Below are 13,059 nucleotides of genomic sequence, written 5' to 3' on the forward strand. Positions count from 1 at the left end.
ACACAAAAAGGGCGCCTTCGGCGCCCTTTTCATTTCATGCGCGGCCTGCATGCGAAGCCATGCCTGCTGATGAGGTTAAACCTACTCCAGCACTTCCACCGGCATACCGACACGCAACTCACCGACGCCACGCGGCAACAGGTTCTGGCCAAAGTACACCTGCCCTTCGCGCTCGCGATAGGTCTTCAAGGTGGCCAGCGGCTCGCGGTCGGCACTACGCTCGCCGGTGTGCGGATCAAGGGTAGTGACGATGCAGCGACTGCAGCCCTTGGCCACCTTGAACTCTATCCCGCCAATACAGATGCGTTTCCAGCGGTCTTCGGCATAGGGTTCAGCACCCGCAATCACAAGGTTGGGACGAAAGCGCAGCATCTCCAGCGAGCGCCCCACACGTGCAGACAGATCATCCAGGGAACCCTGCCCGATCAGCAGCAGCGGAAAACCATCGGCAAAGCCGACCTTTTCCCCCGGTTCGGCGTAGCCGGTATCGACCTGGCGCGCCCGGCTCTGCGGCACCTGCACCAGACGGCACGGGCGCCCGAGAAAAGCACTGAACCAGGCAGCGGCAGCATCCCCGGCATCCGGCACCCTCAAGCTGTCACTCCAGACGATGACGCCACGCAGCGCGGCATCGGGATCAGGCAGCGCCACCTCGATGCTGTCGTAGCCTGGGGCACTCAGGCGCAAACCACCCTCGCCGTTGTAACGTGCCTCGATACGCCCCATCTGCGGCAGTAAACGCTGGGTCAGGAAGCGGCCACTGCTCTCGTCCACCAACATCCAGCGGCGATCGCCCTGCAAGCCCAGAGAGTCGACTGGTGCGCTCTGCAGACTCTCGTAGCGCGCGGACTTCAACGGGTAACGATATAGGGCAGAAAGCTGCATGAAATCCTCTGTAGACAGAAAGTATGAGCCGATCATTAGCACTTTCGAGCGACGTGACCGTGTTCACGATATTGCTAGATTGAGCGACAAATAAGTTCAAATAAAAAACAAGTCCGGTGTACCCCATGCAAGACATCCAGTCCACTGCTACGCCCTTTCAAGCCACCCGCCTCTCACTCCCCACCCCCGTCTATCTGCTTCTTATATGTCAGGCCATACTGCTCGCCGCCGTGCTAATCCAGGCTGACAACAGCCTGCGTCTGGTTGCCGGGCTTCTGGCCCTGCCACTCCTGTTACTGACCTGGCAGCTGGGCAAGGGGACCCAGCGCAATCCGCTGGCCACGCGCCTCGACGCCATCAACGGCAAGCTGATCGATCTCACCGAAAGTGCGGCCGAGGACGACCTGGAAGGCAGCACCCACCTGCAAAAACTGACGGCACGCCTGCGCGACAGCATCACCAGCCTGCAGCACAGTAGCCTGCAGATCGCCCTGACCTCTGCAGCAACCCGTCTGCAATCCGAACAGGCCGCCAAGGAAGCCGGCGAACAGCAGAGCCTGTCCGAGCTGATTTTCCATGCCAGCGAGCAGACCAGCGCAGCACTGCAGGATATTTCCGCCCGCGCCGGCGGCATCACCGAGATGAACAGCCGCAATCTGGACATGGCACATCAGTCGCAGCAGCAGCTGGGCGAGGCACGCCAGCAGATGCAGGACGTCAATCAGACCATGGACGGCTTCCGCCACAACATCGAGGCCCTCAGCGCAACCACCGGCAAGGTGCGCGAAATCCTGGTCACCGTGCAGGACTTCTCCACCCAGACCAATATGCTGGCGCTCAACGCCGCTATCGAAGCGGCCCGTGCAGGTGAAGCCGGGCGTGGCTTTGCCGTGGTGGCCGACGAGGTACGCAACCTGTCGCAGAAGGTCGGAAGTGCCGCTCAGCAAATTGGCGTTCTCATGGAGGAAATGACCAATGCGATGGCCGGCGCAGATGCCCAGACCCTGCGCATGATCGAGCAGAGCGCCTCTACCAGCGTCGTGGTCAACACCGCTACCGAACAGTTCGAGCTGATGGTCAATGACTTCCAGCAGGCCAATGACGACCTGCTGATGGTCAGCAGTGCCCTGGAGGAGCTCAACGCCACCAACCAGGAAACCCACCAGCACAGCAGCCGTATCCGCGAACTCAGCCTGGGCATTGGCCAGCGCATGCAACAAAACTTCGCCCAGGCCGATACATTGCGCGACAACACCAACCAACTGGTGCAGCAGCTGTGCAACTTCCGACTGGGCAGCGGTCGCCTGGAAGCCATCACCGACATGCTGTTCCAGCGCCGCAATGTGATTGAGGCGCACCTGGAGGAACTGAAGGCCTCCGGTGTCGACCTGTTCGATCAGAACTATCGAGCCATTCCCAACACCAACCCGCAGAAACATGATGTCAGCTGGGTCGAGCCCTACCGCAAGCGTATCCAACCATTGCTCGATGAATGGGATCAGGGCGGTAAGGATGGCGTGCTCTATCTGGTGCCGATGACCGAGCGCGGCTACCTGCCGGCTGCACGTAGCACAGCGTCACAGCCGCCGACCGGCAACCCGCAGATCGATGCCGCCAAGAGCATGCATCAGCGTTTCATTCCGGTGACGGAAAGCGAAGCGAACAGTGTGCGCCAGTGCCAGCACCTGAGCATGGGAACCTTCGTCATCCCCGGCACCAGCACTATCGTTTTCGTGATTTACACCCCGGTGCACGTCGGCGGCCGCCGCTGGGGCACCATCAGCGCAGGCATCGTGCCCGCCGCACTCGGCATCTGAGAGCCGCCGCGACGTTCAGGCGTCGCGGCGCAGGCGGTCGGCGATTACATCGACCAGCTTGTCCGGCTGGAACTTGGAGAGAAAGTTGTCGCAACCAACCTTCTTCACCATGGCTTCATTGAAGCTGCCGGACAAGGAGGTGTGCAGCACCACGTACAGATCGCGCAGGCGTGGGTCATTGCGGATCTCGGTGGTCAGGCGGTAGCCGTCCATCTCCGGCATCTCGGCATCGGTGAAGATCATCAGCAGCTTATCGGTCATCACCTCGCCGCTGTCAGCCCACTTCTTCAGCAGTTGCAGGCCCTTGAGCCCATCACTGGCGCTGTGGGTACGAATGCCCAGCTGAGCCAGGGTTTCGCGCAATTGATTCAGGGCTACGCTGGAGTCATCCACCAGCAGCACCTCACGCCCAACCGCCTTGGCCAGCAGCGGATCGGCCAGCTTTTCCTCGGAGACCTTGGTACTCATCGGCGCAATTTCCGCCAGCACCTTCTCCACATCGATGATCTCGACGATCTGATCCTCAACCTTGGTGATGGCCGTCAGGTAGTGCTGGCGCCCTGCTCCGCCCGGCGGCGGCAGGATGGATTCCCAGTTGAGGTTGAGGATGCGGTCCACGCCACCCACCAGGAAGGCCTGTACCGAGCGGTTGTATTCGGTGACGATGATGGTGCTGTTCTCGTTCGGGGTGATCGGCCGCATGCCGATGGCCTGGGACAGGTCGATCACCGGCAGGGTCTGGCCCCGCAGGTTGACGACCCCGCAGACGTAGGGGTGGCGGTGCGGCATCAGCGTCAGCTTGGGCAGCTGCAGAACCTCCTGCACCTTGAATACATTGATGGCGAACAGCTGCCGGCCCGTCAGCCGGAACATGAGGATCTCCAGGCGGTTCTCACCCACCAGCTGCGTGCGTTGATCCACTGTGTCGAGAATGCCGGCCATCATGCGCTCCTGTTATCTGTACCGAGTCTAGCCCAGCGCCTTGTGTAGTATCGGCCGCTATGACGGAAACTGCAGAGCCATGGCCGTTCGCCATCATGCCGCAGGCATAGACTCGAAGCCAGAAGCGCGTCACCGACAGCCCAACAACCCCGAATCTCTCGGCAGATGCAGACGCAGGGCGCCGGCACGTGCGGCGAAACGCAGGCGCTTACCCTCTAGCGGCTCGCCGTCCAGGTTGATGTCCAGCCCTTCCGGCGTCTCTACTTCCAGCCAGGGCAGACGAGCACTGACCGATACCGACTCCACACCAAGCATGCCGCCGGAAAGGAGCGTGCCGAGAGTGCCGACCACATCCGGCGAGGCCGGCACGATGCAGATGTCCAACAGGCCGTCATCGATGCGCGCGTGCGGGCACAGTACATGGCCGCCACCGGCCTGCCTGCCGTTGCCGATGCCCAGCGCGAGAAACTCGCCTTCCCAGGTGAAATCCGGACCACGGAAACGGCCGAAAGACGAGTGTACTTCGGCAAAGCGGCTCAGACCGGTCAGCAGGTAAGCCGCACCGCCGAGCAGGCTCTTCAGCTCTTCCGAAGTATTGGCCGTGACCTTGGAGCCGAAGCCACCGGTAGCCATGTTGAGAAACAACTGGCCATCCACTTCGCCCAGGTCGATTGGCTGCGGCTCGAACTCCAGCAGGCTCAGCGCCTCCGCGGGGATCAGCGGAATATCGGCAGCGTGGGCGAAGTCATTGGCGGTGCCTAGTGGCAGCAACGCCAGGCTGGCAGTACCGTCCGCCAACACCAGTGCCTCGGCCACCTCGCGCAGGGTGCCGTCGCCGCCTCCGGCGATCAGTGTCGGGTAGCCCGCAGCCAGGGCCTCCTGCACCAGGCGCGCAGCATCGCCGCCCTCCCAGGTCAGGCGCACCGCCAACTCCCAGCCATCCGCCCGCAGTGCCCTCACGGCGCTACGTACCTCCTCGTTCTGCGCCTGCTTGCCATGCAGAATCAAAAGCGCCTTGCGCTCGCCCATAAGCTGCTCTCCGTCGCACGTTTATCCGAGTACAGCAGACCACAGGCAATGCGTGAAAGTGCCAACAGGCGCTACGCCGGGTAGCCGGTGATCTCGCGAATGCTGCGGTACAAAGGCCTCAGCTGCTGATACATGCGCAGGTAGACCTCGCGGTACAGGCGCTCGTACACCGCCACCGCCTGCGGATTGGGCTGGAACACCTTGCCGACCCGGGTCATGGCGGCGATGGCGGTGGGGAAATCCGGGTGCAGGCCGAGGCCGACGGCGCAGTCGATGGCCGCGCCGAGGCCGGAAGTCTCGTACAGGTGCGGGCGCTCGGCCGGCAGGTTGAAGATATCGGCAGTCAGCTGCATGGCCGCGTCGCTCTGCGAGCCGCCGCCGGAAATGCGCAGGCGCTGGATGCGCGTGCCGGAGCGCCGCTCGATCTTCTCGCGGCCCTGGCGCAGAGCGTAGGCCAGGCCCTCGAGGATGGCGCGGTACAGGTGCGCGCGGGTATGCACGTCGCCGAAGCCGATGATCGAGCCCTTGGCCTCCAGCCCCGGCTCGCGGATGCCCGGCGACCAGAACGGCTGCAGCATCAGGCCCATAGAGCCGGGCGGCACGCTCTCGACCAGCTCGTCGAACAGGGTCTCGGCCTCCACCCCCAGTTCCAGGCCGCGCTGGCGCTCGGCGTGGCCGAACTGTTCCTTGAACCAGCTGACCATCCAGAAGCCGCGAAAAACCATGACCTCGGTGTTGTAGTGGTCGGGAATCGCCGCCGGGTACGGCGGGATCAGCGGGATGGTCTCCAGGTACTGGGCGCGTGTGGTGTTGATGGTCGCCGTGGTGCCGTAGGACAGGCAGGCCGTGCTCGGCTCCACGCCGCCGGCGCCGATCACCTCGCAGGCCTTGTCCGAGGCGGCGGCGATCAGCGGCAGGCCTGCAGGAATGCCGGTGTGGGCACTGGCCTCGGCGCTGATCGCACCGAGGCGCTCGCCCGGCTTGACCAGCTCCGGCAGCATCTCCGGGCGCACCGGAATGGCCTGCCACTTCCAGTCGCTGGGCTTGGCCCAGCACAGGCGCTTGTAGTCGAACGGCAGGTAGGCCACGCAGCTGCCCACCGAGTCGGCGAAGCGGCCGCACAGGCGATGGGTGAGAAAGCCCGAGAGCAGCAGGAACTTGTACGTGCGCGCCCAGATCTCCGGCTGCTGCTGGGTGATCCAGTTGGCCTCGGCCTGGCTGCGGAAGTAGTCGATGGTTTCCTCTTCGCGGATCAGCTTGAACAGCCAGCCCCAGGGCCCCTTGATGCTTCCCTCCACCTCGGCACGGCGCTGGTCCAGCCAGAGAATGGCCGGGCGCAGCGGCTGGCCGGCCGCATCGACATTGATCAGGGTGCCGCGCTGGGTGGTCAGCGACACACCGGCAATCTGGCTTTTATCGATGTCGACGCTGGCCCACAGCTGCCGACAGGCCTCGCCGAGGCTGCGCCAGTAGTACTCCGGGTCCTGCTCGGCCCAGCCGGGATGCTCGGAATAGTAGGGTTCCAGCTCCACCTTGCCCTTGCCGACCAGGTTGCCGGCCAGGTCGAAGAGCAGCGCGCGCACGCTCTGGGTGCCGTTGTCGATGGCCAGCAGATAGCGTTGTTCGCTCACGAAGATTCACCCGGCAGGCTGTAGCACTGGCGCCAGAGCGCCAGATAGCGTTGTTGTTGTTCGTCCCAGCGCGCATCGCTCCAGCCCAGGCGCGGCTGGCACAGGGCGCGGATGCGCGGCAGCTCGGCCGCCGCGCCACCCGCCAGCAGCAGGCCGATGCGGGTGCGGCGCAGCAGCAGGTCGTCCAGCTGCAACACCAGTTCGTCGTCACAGGCCAGGGCCAGCTCGGCCCACAGCGTGGTGCTGGCGCCGATGCATTCGCTGCCCAGCTCGCCAATCAGCTCGGCCAGACGCGGCAGCGCCTGGCCATGACGACCGGCCAGACGCCGCTGCTGGCTCAGACACAGCCCCGGCAGTGCCTGTTCAGGCTGCGCACGGAATACCGGCTGACCACTATCGGCGACCTCGCGCCCGAGCATGGGCGCGCAGGCGCGCAGCACTTCCAGGGCCAGCAGGCGGAAGGTGGTCAGCTTGCCGCCGGCCAGGGTCACGCAGCCGGGCTCGACCCAAAGGGCGTGCTCGCGCTTCTCGTCTGACGGCTTCTTGCCGGAGCTTTCACCCTCGCTGACCACCGGGCGCACACCAGCCCAGGTGGATAGCACATCGGTACGTCCGATGCCGGCATGCGGGAATACGCTGGCGCAGGCCGCCAGCAGATACTCCACCTCTGCTTCCGTGATCCGTGCATCGCGGTTCAGCGCCTCGCCATGGTCCAGATCGGTGGTGCCGATCACCGTGGCGCCTTCCCAGGGGAAGACGAACACCGGGCGCTGGTCCTCGGGGTGCATAAAGCTGATGGCCTGAGCCACCGGCAGGCGCCAGGCCGGCAGCAGCAGGTGGCTGCCGCGCAGCGGGCGGATATGTTCCAGGCCGCTCTTCTGGCGCAGCTCGTCAGCCCAGGCACCGGTGGCCTGGGCCACGGCGCGTGCGCGGAAACCGAAACGCCGGCCGCTTTCGCTGTCCTCGGCGACCAGGCCGTTCACCCGTTCGCCATCGCGGCTCAGCTCGATCACGCGCATACCGTTGAGCGCCTCGCCGCCCTCGGCCCGCGCCTCGCCCAGCACACGCATCACCAGGCGCGCATCATCGGTGACGGCATCGGTGAACAGGGTGCCGCCGAGCAGCTCGGCGTCATTCAGCCCCGGCGCCAGGTAGCGCAGCTCGGCGGCCGGGTGATAGCGGTGCAGGCGCTGGCCGGCCAGGGCGTCATAAACGCCGAGCAGGCCGCCGAACACCCGGGGCCCGGGGAACTTGCCACGGTAGTGCGGGAACAGGAACGGCAGCGCATCGACCAGCCCCGGCGCCTCGCCGAGCAGGCGCTGGCGCTCGCGCACCGAGTCGCGGGTCAGGCCCAGCTGGCCCTTGGCGATATAGCGCAGGCCGCCGTGGACCATTTTCGAAGAACGACTGGAGGTGCCCCAGGCGAAGTCGCGCTGCTCCAGCAGCAGACAGCTCCAACCACGCCGCGCCGCTTCACGCAGGATGCCGGTGCCGCTGATTCCGCCGCCGATAACTATCAGGTCCCAGTCGCGCGCCGCCAGCTCGGGCAGCGCCGCCGCGCGCCACGGCGCGTTCCAGCTCATCTCAGTCCTCCAGCAGCACGCCCGGAGCCAGACGCCGCTCCGGATCGAAGTGCTGCGCCATGGCCTTGAGTGCTGCAATGCCCAGCTCGCCCTTCTCCGCCGCCAGGTACGGCGCGTGGTCGCGGCCGACGCCGTGCTGGTGGCTGATGGTGCCGCGGTTGTCAGCGATGGTCTGGCTGGCTGCCCGCTTGAGCTTGGCCCAGCGTGCCAGCGTTGCCGCGTAGCTGTCGCCCGGACGGAACACGTAGGTGGTGTAGATGCTCGAACCCTGGCCATAGACGTGCGACAGGTGGGTGAACACGTGGACCCGCTCGCCCTCCTCCGCCAGGCCCTGGCGCAGACTGGCCTCGACCTGGTTCAGCAGGTGGTCGACGTTGTTCCAGTCGGTGGCCGTCTCCAGGGTATCCACCGCGTAGCCGGCCTCCCACAGGCCGTGGCGCAGGTAGGGGAAGCGGAAGCGGTTCTCCGCCCATTTCTTGCCCAGCAGGGTGCCGGTGAATACGCCGCCAAAGCCCTTCAGCAGCTTTTTCGCCTGCTTCACCGACAGCCAATTCTGGCCGCGGTTGCCGGTAACGCCGAAGGTCAGCATGCATTTGCCGGCGCGGGCGCCGCGCAGGGCCAGGTACTTTTCCAGCAGGGCGATCTGCTCCGGGTGGCCAGCCAGGGCTAGCTGGGTCTCGGTCTCGATGGCGTTGGACAGGCGCAGCATGGACAGCGGAATGCGCGCCTGCACCAGCGCGCGGATGCCGGCCAGGGCCTGCCGCCAGCTGGGCAGGAACACGGCGAAGAACTTCTCCTGCTCGGCCAGCTTGGTGACGCGCACCTTGACCTCGGAGATCACGCCGAAGCGGCCTTCGCTGCCGAGGATCAGCTCGCGCAGGTCCGGCCCGGCGGCCGAGGCCGGGAAGGTCGGGATGTCCAGGGTGCCGGAGAAGGTCTCGACCTTGCCGCCGGCAAACAGCTGCTCGATGCGCCCGTAGCGCAGCGACTGCTGGCCACTGGAGCGGCTGGCGACCCAGCCGCCGAGGGTGGACAGTTCCCAGGACTGCGGGAAGTGGCCGAGGGTATAGCCGCGCGCGCGCAGCTGCGCCTCTACCTGCGGGCCGTTGGCGCCAGGGCCGAAGGTGGCGATCTGGCTCTGCTCGTCGAGGTCGAGCAGCTGGGTCATGCGCTCCAGCGACAGGGTCAGCACCGGCTTGGCCGATTCGACAGGGTTGATATGCCCGGCCACCGAAGTGCCGCCGCCGTAGGGGATAACGATGGCGTCCTGCTCCCTGGCCCAGGCCAGCAGCTCGCGGATCTGCGCCGCGGTTTCCGGCAGGGCAACGCCGTCGGGGAACACGCCGAACTCGCCGGAGCGCATGGCCAGCCAGTCCGGCAGGCTCTGGCCGCGGGCGTGGCGCACGCGCACTTCGGCATCGACGCTGATCAGCGGGTGGCGCAGGCTCAGGCGCGATTCGGGCACCTGCGCCAGTACCTGTTCGAGCGTGGCATCCTTCAGGCGCTGCCCGGTGCCGACCCGCTGCTCCAGGAAAGCCGCGCCATGCGCCGGCAGCTCCACCACAGTGGCCTCGTCGCCCCATCCATTCCAACGTCGCATGCGTGCTCCCAGTATTCCGGTCATTCTCAATGGCTGCCTATACTAGCCAGCCGCCCGGCTCGGTCACTGTCGAATCGAGCCAGCGCCTGTCGCCAATCAAGACAAGCAGAACAACAAGAAACGATGCTGACCCTCGGCTATACCTCAGTCCCCGCCCTGCTCAAATATCTGCGCCATGCCGAAGCACTCGGCCTGGACCTGGCCGCCGCGCGTGCCGCGGCCGGAGTGACTCAGGAGGACCTGGCCGACAATGGCCGGCGCATTCCCAGCGAAATGCACGAACGCCTGCTGGCGCACCTGCTGCAGGTCTCCAATGACCCGCTATTCGGCCTGCACTCGGCGCGCTACGTACAACCCGGGTCATGGAGCGTGCTCGGCTACATCACCATGAACTGTGCCACCCTGGGCGAGGCGATGGGACGTATCGTGCCTTACGAGAAGCTGGTCGGCGACATGGGCACCAGCCGCGTAGAGCCGGCCGGCGACCATGTACGACTGATCTGGAACTGTCGCCACCAGGATCCGGAGATCCGCCGCCACATGGTGGAAAATGTGCTGGCCTCATGGATTCTCTACGCTCGCTGGATTGCTGAAATGGACAGGTCGCCGAGCGAAGTGTGGCTGGAACATCAGCGCCCCGCCGCCGCAGCCCTGGAGGACTATGAAGCGGTGTTCGGCTGCCCCGTGCGTTTCGACCAGCCCTACAGCGCCCTGCTGGTGCCGCTGGACTACCTGGCCATCCCATTGCGCCAGGCCGACCCCAACCTGCTGCGCACCCTGGAAGAGCATGCGCTGACCATGATGGCCGGGCTGGATGACGGCGAGCCGCTGCCGCAGCGAGTGAAGAACGCCCTGCGCCTGTTGCTCAAGGATGGCCTGCCGCGCAAGGAGAAGGTGGCGGAGAAGTTCCACATGACCGTACGCACCCTGCAGCGCCACCTGCAGCAGGCCGGTACCAGCTACCAGGAAATTCTCGACCAGCTGCGCCAGGAGCTGGCCGAGCACTACCTGCTGCGTAGCGAGCTGGCGATCCAGGATATCGCCAGCTATCTGGGTTTCACCGAGTCGCGCTCCTTCCACCGCAGTTTCAAGGCCTGGACTGGCATGACACCGGGCGAATATCGCGAGCAGCGCAAGGGCGCGCCGCTCTGAGCTGACGTCCTAGCCGAGCAATTCGCTCAGCGGAATAAAGCGCAGCGCGTCGCCTTCGCCGTAGGTGCTCCCCTCCATCACCTCGACCAGGCCATCGGCCCAGGCAACGCTGCGCAGCACGCCAGAGCTCTGATTGGTATAGAGCACAGCACGCCCATGCTCTACACGTGCGCGCAGGTATTCACGGCGACTGCCTGGCTTGTCCCAGGTAAAACCTGCCGGCAACGTAAAAGCCAGTGGCTCAACCTCGGCCACACCCAGGCGTCGCAGTAGATAGGGCCGCGCCAACAGGCCAAAGGTCACCAGTGTCGAGGCTGGATTGCCAGGCAAACCCAGCACCGGAACGCCGCGGTAATGGCCACAGGTCAGCGGCTTACCTGGCTTGATAGCCAGCTTCCACAGAGCCAGATCGCCTTCCTCACGCAGTACCTGGCCGAGAAAATCAGCCTCGCCGACGGAAACACCACCTGTGGAAAGAATCAGATCAACCTCATCCAGAGCCCCCAGAGCCAGACGGGTTTGCTCTAGGTCATCCGGCATAATACCGGCATCCACCACTTCGCAGCCCAAACGCTGAAGCCAGGTGCACAGTACGCGACGATTGCTGTTGTATATCTGACCGGGACCAAGCGGCAGGCCTGGCTCGAGCAACTCGTCGCCCGTGGAAAGCACCGCAACCCGAGGCTTGCGACGAACCGGCAGCTGGGCACAGCCGAGCGAAGCAGCCAACCCCAGCTCCACAGGACCAAGGCGCGTACCTGCATTGAGCACCAGCTCGCCTCGACGCGTCTCCTGCCCCTGGGCACGGACGTTTTGCCCTGCGCGCAGCGGCTCAAGGAAACGCACACGACCGTCGGCCAGCACCTCGCAATTCTCCTGCATCTCCACCGTATCGGCCCCCGGTGGCAGTGGCGCGCCGGTAAAGATTCGCGCACAGCTGCCTGGCTGCAGCGCCTGCGGCGCGTGGCCGGCGAAGATGCGCTGGCTCACCGGCAAGGCCTCACCACTGTAATCGCTCAGACACAGGGCATAACCATCCATGGCACTGTTCGGCCAAGGAGGTAGATCCAGCCCTGCGACCAGTTCGGTCGCCAGTACTCGACCATCCGCTGCCGCCAGCGGCAACACCTGCAGCTCACGAATCGGTGCCTGCTCGGCCAGCGTCAGCAGGCGTTCAAGCGCATCCTCAACGGGCAGCAGACTCATCCACGACTCTCACAGGGATCAACGGGCTTGAGATGCGCGACGAAATTGCAGGGACGGTGGCGGTTGTCCAGTTGCTCGGCGAGGATGCCATCCCAGGCCGTGCGACAGGCATTGGTGGAGCCAGGCAGACAACAGACCAGCGTGCCATTAGCCAGGCCTGCCAGGGCGCGCGACTGCATGGTGGAGGTGCCAATGTCGCCCACCGATATCTGCCGGAAATACTCCCCAAATCCATCGACCTGCTTGTCCAGCAGACAAGCCACGGCTTCGGGTGTGCTGTCTCGCCCGGTAAAGCCCGTTCCACCGGTGATCAGCACCACCTGAACCTCATCCTCGGCAATCCACTGCGCCACCTGGGCGCGAATGCGATACAGATCGTCCTTCAACAACACGCGGGCAGCGAGGTGGTGACCTGCATCGGTAAGCCGGTCAACGAACAGTTGCCCGGAGGTATCGGTTTGTAGAGTGCGGGTATCGCTTACAGTGAGAACGGCAATGTTCAGCGGCACGAAAGCCGCCTCGGCCTTGTGACTCATGGCAGGGTCCGGTTGTGGCGAAAACAGGCCGGTGTTATATCACAGGCCCCAACCCCGAGACCGCCATGACCGATCACCGCGCCCCCTGCTCCATCCTGTTGCTGGCCGGTGGCCGCGGACAGCGCATGGGCGGCCAAGATAAGGGCCTGATAGAGTGGCGTGGACAGCCCCTGATTGCTCATTTGCATGAGCAGGTGCGCGCCCTCACCGATGACCTGATCATCTCCTGCAATCGCAATCACGAGCGCTATGCCAGCTATGCGGACCATCTGGTCAGCGATGTTGAAACAGGCTTTCAGGGACCGTTGGCTGGCATCCTCGCCGGCCTGATCCAGGCCCGGCACCCCCGGATGCTGGTATTACCCTGCGACGCACCAAGCCTGGACAGGGCACTGTTGCTCGATCTGATGGAGACTGCGCAGCAGGCGCCAGAGCGACCGCTGATGGTTCGCCAGGATAAGCACTGGCAACCGCTGTTCTGTGTCTTGCCTAAAAACCTGTACCCAGCATTGTTGGCGCTCTGGAATGACGGCGAACGCAGCCCGAGACGCGCATTGCAGCGACTTGATGCCCTGGCCTACCCATGTGCCGCCGACGATCCTCGATTGAGCAACCTGAATACGCCTGAACTGCTCAAGGCTGCATCGACGCATAAAAAGGATTGAACTCACCTAGCTT

The 13,059-nt window shown here is 64.8% G+C and carries 11 protein-coding genes; 3 read left to right on the plus strand and 8 right to left on the minus strand.

Translation table 11 applies throughout. The features are described 5' to 3' along the window. Window positions 1–81: 81 nt before the first annotated feature. On the minus strand, window positions 82–885 hold the full coding sequence (locus P7A97_RS05660; RefSeq protein ID WP_277688965.1) for an MOSC domain-containing protein: 804 nt from the start codon (window positions 883–885) through the stop codon (window positions 82–84). Window positions 886–1,010: 125 nt separating this feature from the next. Between P7A97_RS05660 and P7A97_RS05665 the strand changes: the two genes are divergently transcribed. After that, window positions 1,011–2,702, plus strand: coding sequence for a methyl-accepting chemotaxis protein (locus P7A97_RS05665; protein ID WP_277688966.1), 1,692 nt, complete (start codon window positions 1,011–1,013; stop codon window positions 2,700–2,702). Between the two features lie 15 nt (window positions 2,703–2,717). Here P7A97_RS05665 and P7A97_RS05670 read toward each other — a convergent pair whose 3' ends face one another. The 5 genes from P7A97_RS05670 to P7A97_RS05690 form a co-directional block, all read right to left on the minus strand. After that, complete coding sequence (locus P7A97_RS05670; protein ID WP_277688967.1) at window positions 2,718–3,644, minus strand: chemotaxis protein CheV; 927 nt, start codon at window positions 3,642–3,644, stop codon at window positions 2,718–2,720. 129 nt (window positions 3,645–3,773) lie between these two features. Beyond that, entirely contained in the window at window positions 3,774–4,673 is a 900-nt protein-coding gene (gene yegS, locus P7A97_RS05675) for a lipid kinase YegS (protein WP_277688968.1), read from the minus strand. A 71-nt stretch (window positions 4,674–4,744) separates the two neighbouring features. After that, entirely contained in the window at window positions 4,745–6,304 is a 1,560-nt protein-coding gene (locus P7A97_RS05680) for an FGGY-family carbohydrate kinase (protein WP_277688969.1), read from the minus strand. Beyond that, complete coding sequence (locus P7A97_RS05685) at window positions 6,301–7,887, minus strand: glycerol-3-phosphate dehydrogenase/oxidase (protein ID WP_277688970.1); 1,587 nt, start codon at window positions 7,885–7,887, stop codon at window positions 6,301–6,303. Before P7A97_RS05685 ends, P7A97_RS05680 begins: the two co-directional genes overlap by 4 nt. Window position 7,888: 1 nt before the next feature. Continuing rightward, window positions 7,889–9,487 carry an FAD-binding oxidoreductase gene (locus tag P7A97_RS05690; RefSeq protein WP_277688971.1) on the minus strand — a complete coding sequence of 533 codons (1,599 nt, stop codon included), beginning with the start codon at window positions 9,485–9,487 and terminating at the stop codon, window positions 7,889–7,891. 123 nt (window positions 9,488–9,610) lie between these two features. Between P7A97_RS05690 and P7A97_RS05695 the strand changes: the two genes are divergently transcribed. Beyond that, window positions 9,611–10,639, plus strand: a complete 1,029-nt coding sequence (locus tag P7A97_RS05695) for an AraC family transcriptional regulator (protein ID WP_277688972.1) — start codon at window positions 9,611–9,613, stop codon at window positions 10,637–10,639. A gap of 9 nt (window positions 10,640–10,648) precedes the next feature. Here P7A97_RS05695 and glp read toward each other — a convergent pair whose 3' ends face one another. Next, entirely contained in the window at window positions 10,649–11,845 is a 1,197-nt protein-coding gene (gene glp / locus P7A97_RS05700) for a gephyrin-like molybdotransferase Glp (protein ID WP_277688973.1), read from the minus strand. After that, window positions 11,842–12,381 (minus strand): molybdenum cofactor biosynthesis protein B, encoded by a 540-nt coding sequence (gene moaB / locus P7A97_RS05705; protein ID WP_277688974.1) that lies wholly within the window; start codon window positions 12,379–12,381, stop codon window positions 11,842–11,844. The genes glp and moaB overlap by 4 nt, the downstream gene beginning before the upstream one ends. Before the next feature lie 65 nt (window positions 12,382–12,446). On the opposite strand from moaB, the gene mobA reads away from it, so the two are divergent. After that, window positions 12,447–13,046: a molybdenum cofactor guanylyltransferase MobA gene (gene mobA / locus P7A97_RS05710; RefSeq protein ID WP_277688975.1), complete on the plus strand. Its 600-nt coding sequence runs from the start codon at window positions 12,447–12,449 to the stop codon at window positions 13,044–13,046. The last annotated feature ends 13 nt before the right edge of the window (window positions 13,047–13,059 follow it).

The sequence above is a fragment of the Pseudomonas sp. GOM6 genome, from assembly GCF_029537485.1.
Taxonomy (GTDB): Bacteria; Pseudomonadota; Gammaproteobacteria; order Pseudomonadales; family Pseudomonadaceae; genus Aquipseudomonas.

Bases quoted from the DNA above. Each gene is read 5' to 3' on its own strand.
- P7A97_RS05660 (WP_277688965.1), bottom strand. From the start codon at position 885: ATGCAGCTTTCTGCCCTATATCGTTACCCGTTGAAGTCCGCGCGCTAC.
- P7A97_RS05665 (WP_277688966.1), top strand. From the start codon at position 1,011: ATGCAAGACATCCAGTCCACTGCTACGCCCTTTCAAGCCACCCGCCTC.
- P7A97_RS05670 (WP_277688967.1), bottom strand. From the start codon at position 3,644: ATGGCCGGCATTCTCGACACAGTGGATCAACGCACGCAGCTGGTGGGT.
- yegS (WP_277688968.1), bottom strand. From the start codon at position 4,673: ATGGGCGAGCGCAAGGCGCTTTTGATTCTGCATGGCAAGCAGGCGCAG.
- P7A97_RS05685 (WP_277688970.1), bottom strand. From the start codon at position 7,887: ATGAGCTGGAACGCGCCGTGGCGCGCGGCGGCGCTGCCCGAGCTGGCG.
- P7A97_RS05690 (WP_277688971.1), bottom strand. From the start codon at position 9,487: ATGCGACGTTGGAATGGATGGGGCGACGAGGCCACTGTGGTGGAGCTG.
- P7A97_RS05695 (WP_277688972.1), top strand. From the start codon at position 9,611: ATGCTGACCCTCGGCTATACCTCAGTCCCCGCCCTGCTCAAATATCTG.
- glp (WP_277688973.1), bottom strand. From the start codon at position 11,845: ATGAGTCTGCTGCCCGTTGAGGATGCGCTTGAACGCCTGCTGACGCTG.
- moaB (WP_277688974.1), bottom strand. From the start codon at position 12,381: ATGAGTCACAAGGCCGAGGCGGCTTTCGTGCCGCTGAACATTGCCGTT.
- mobA (WP_277688975.1), top strand. From the start codon at position 12,447: ATGACCGATCACCGCGCCCCCTGCTCCATCCTGTTGCTGGCCGGTGGC.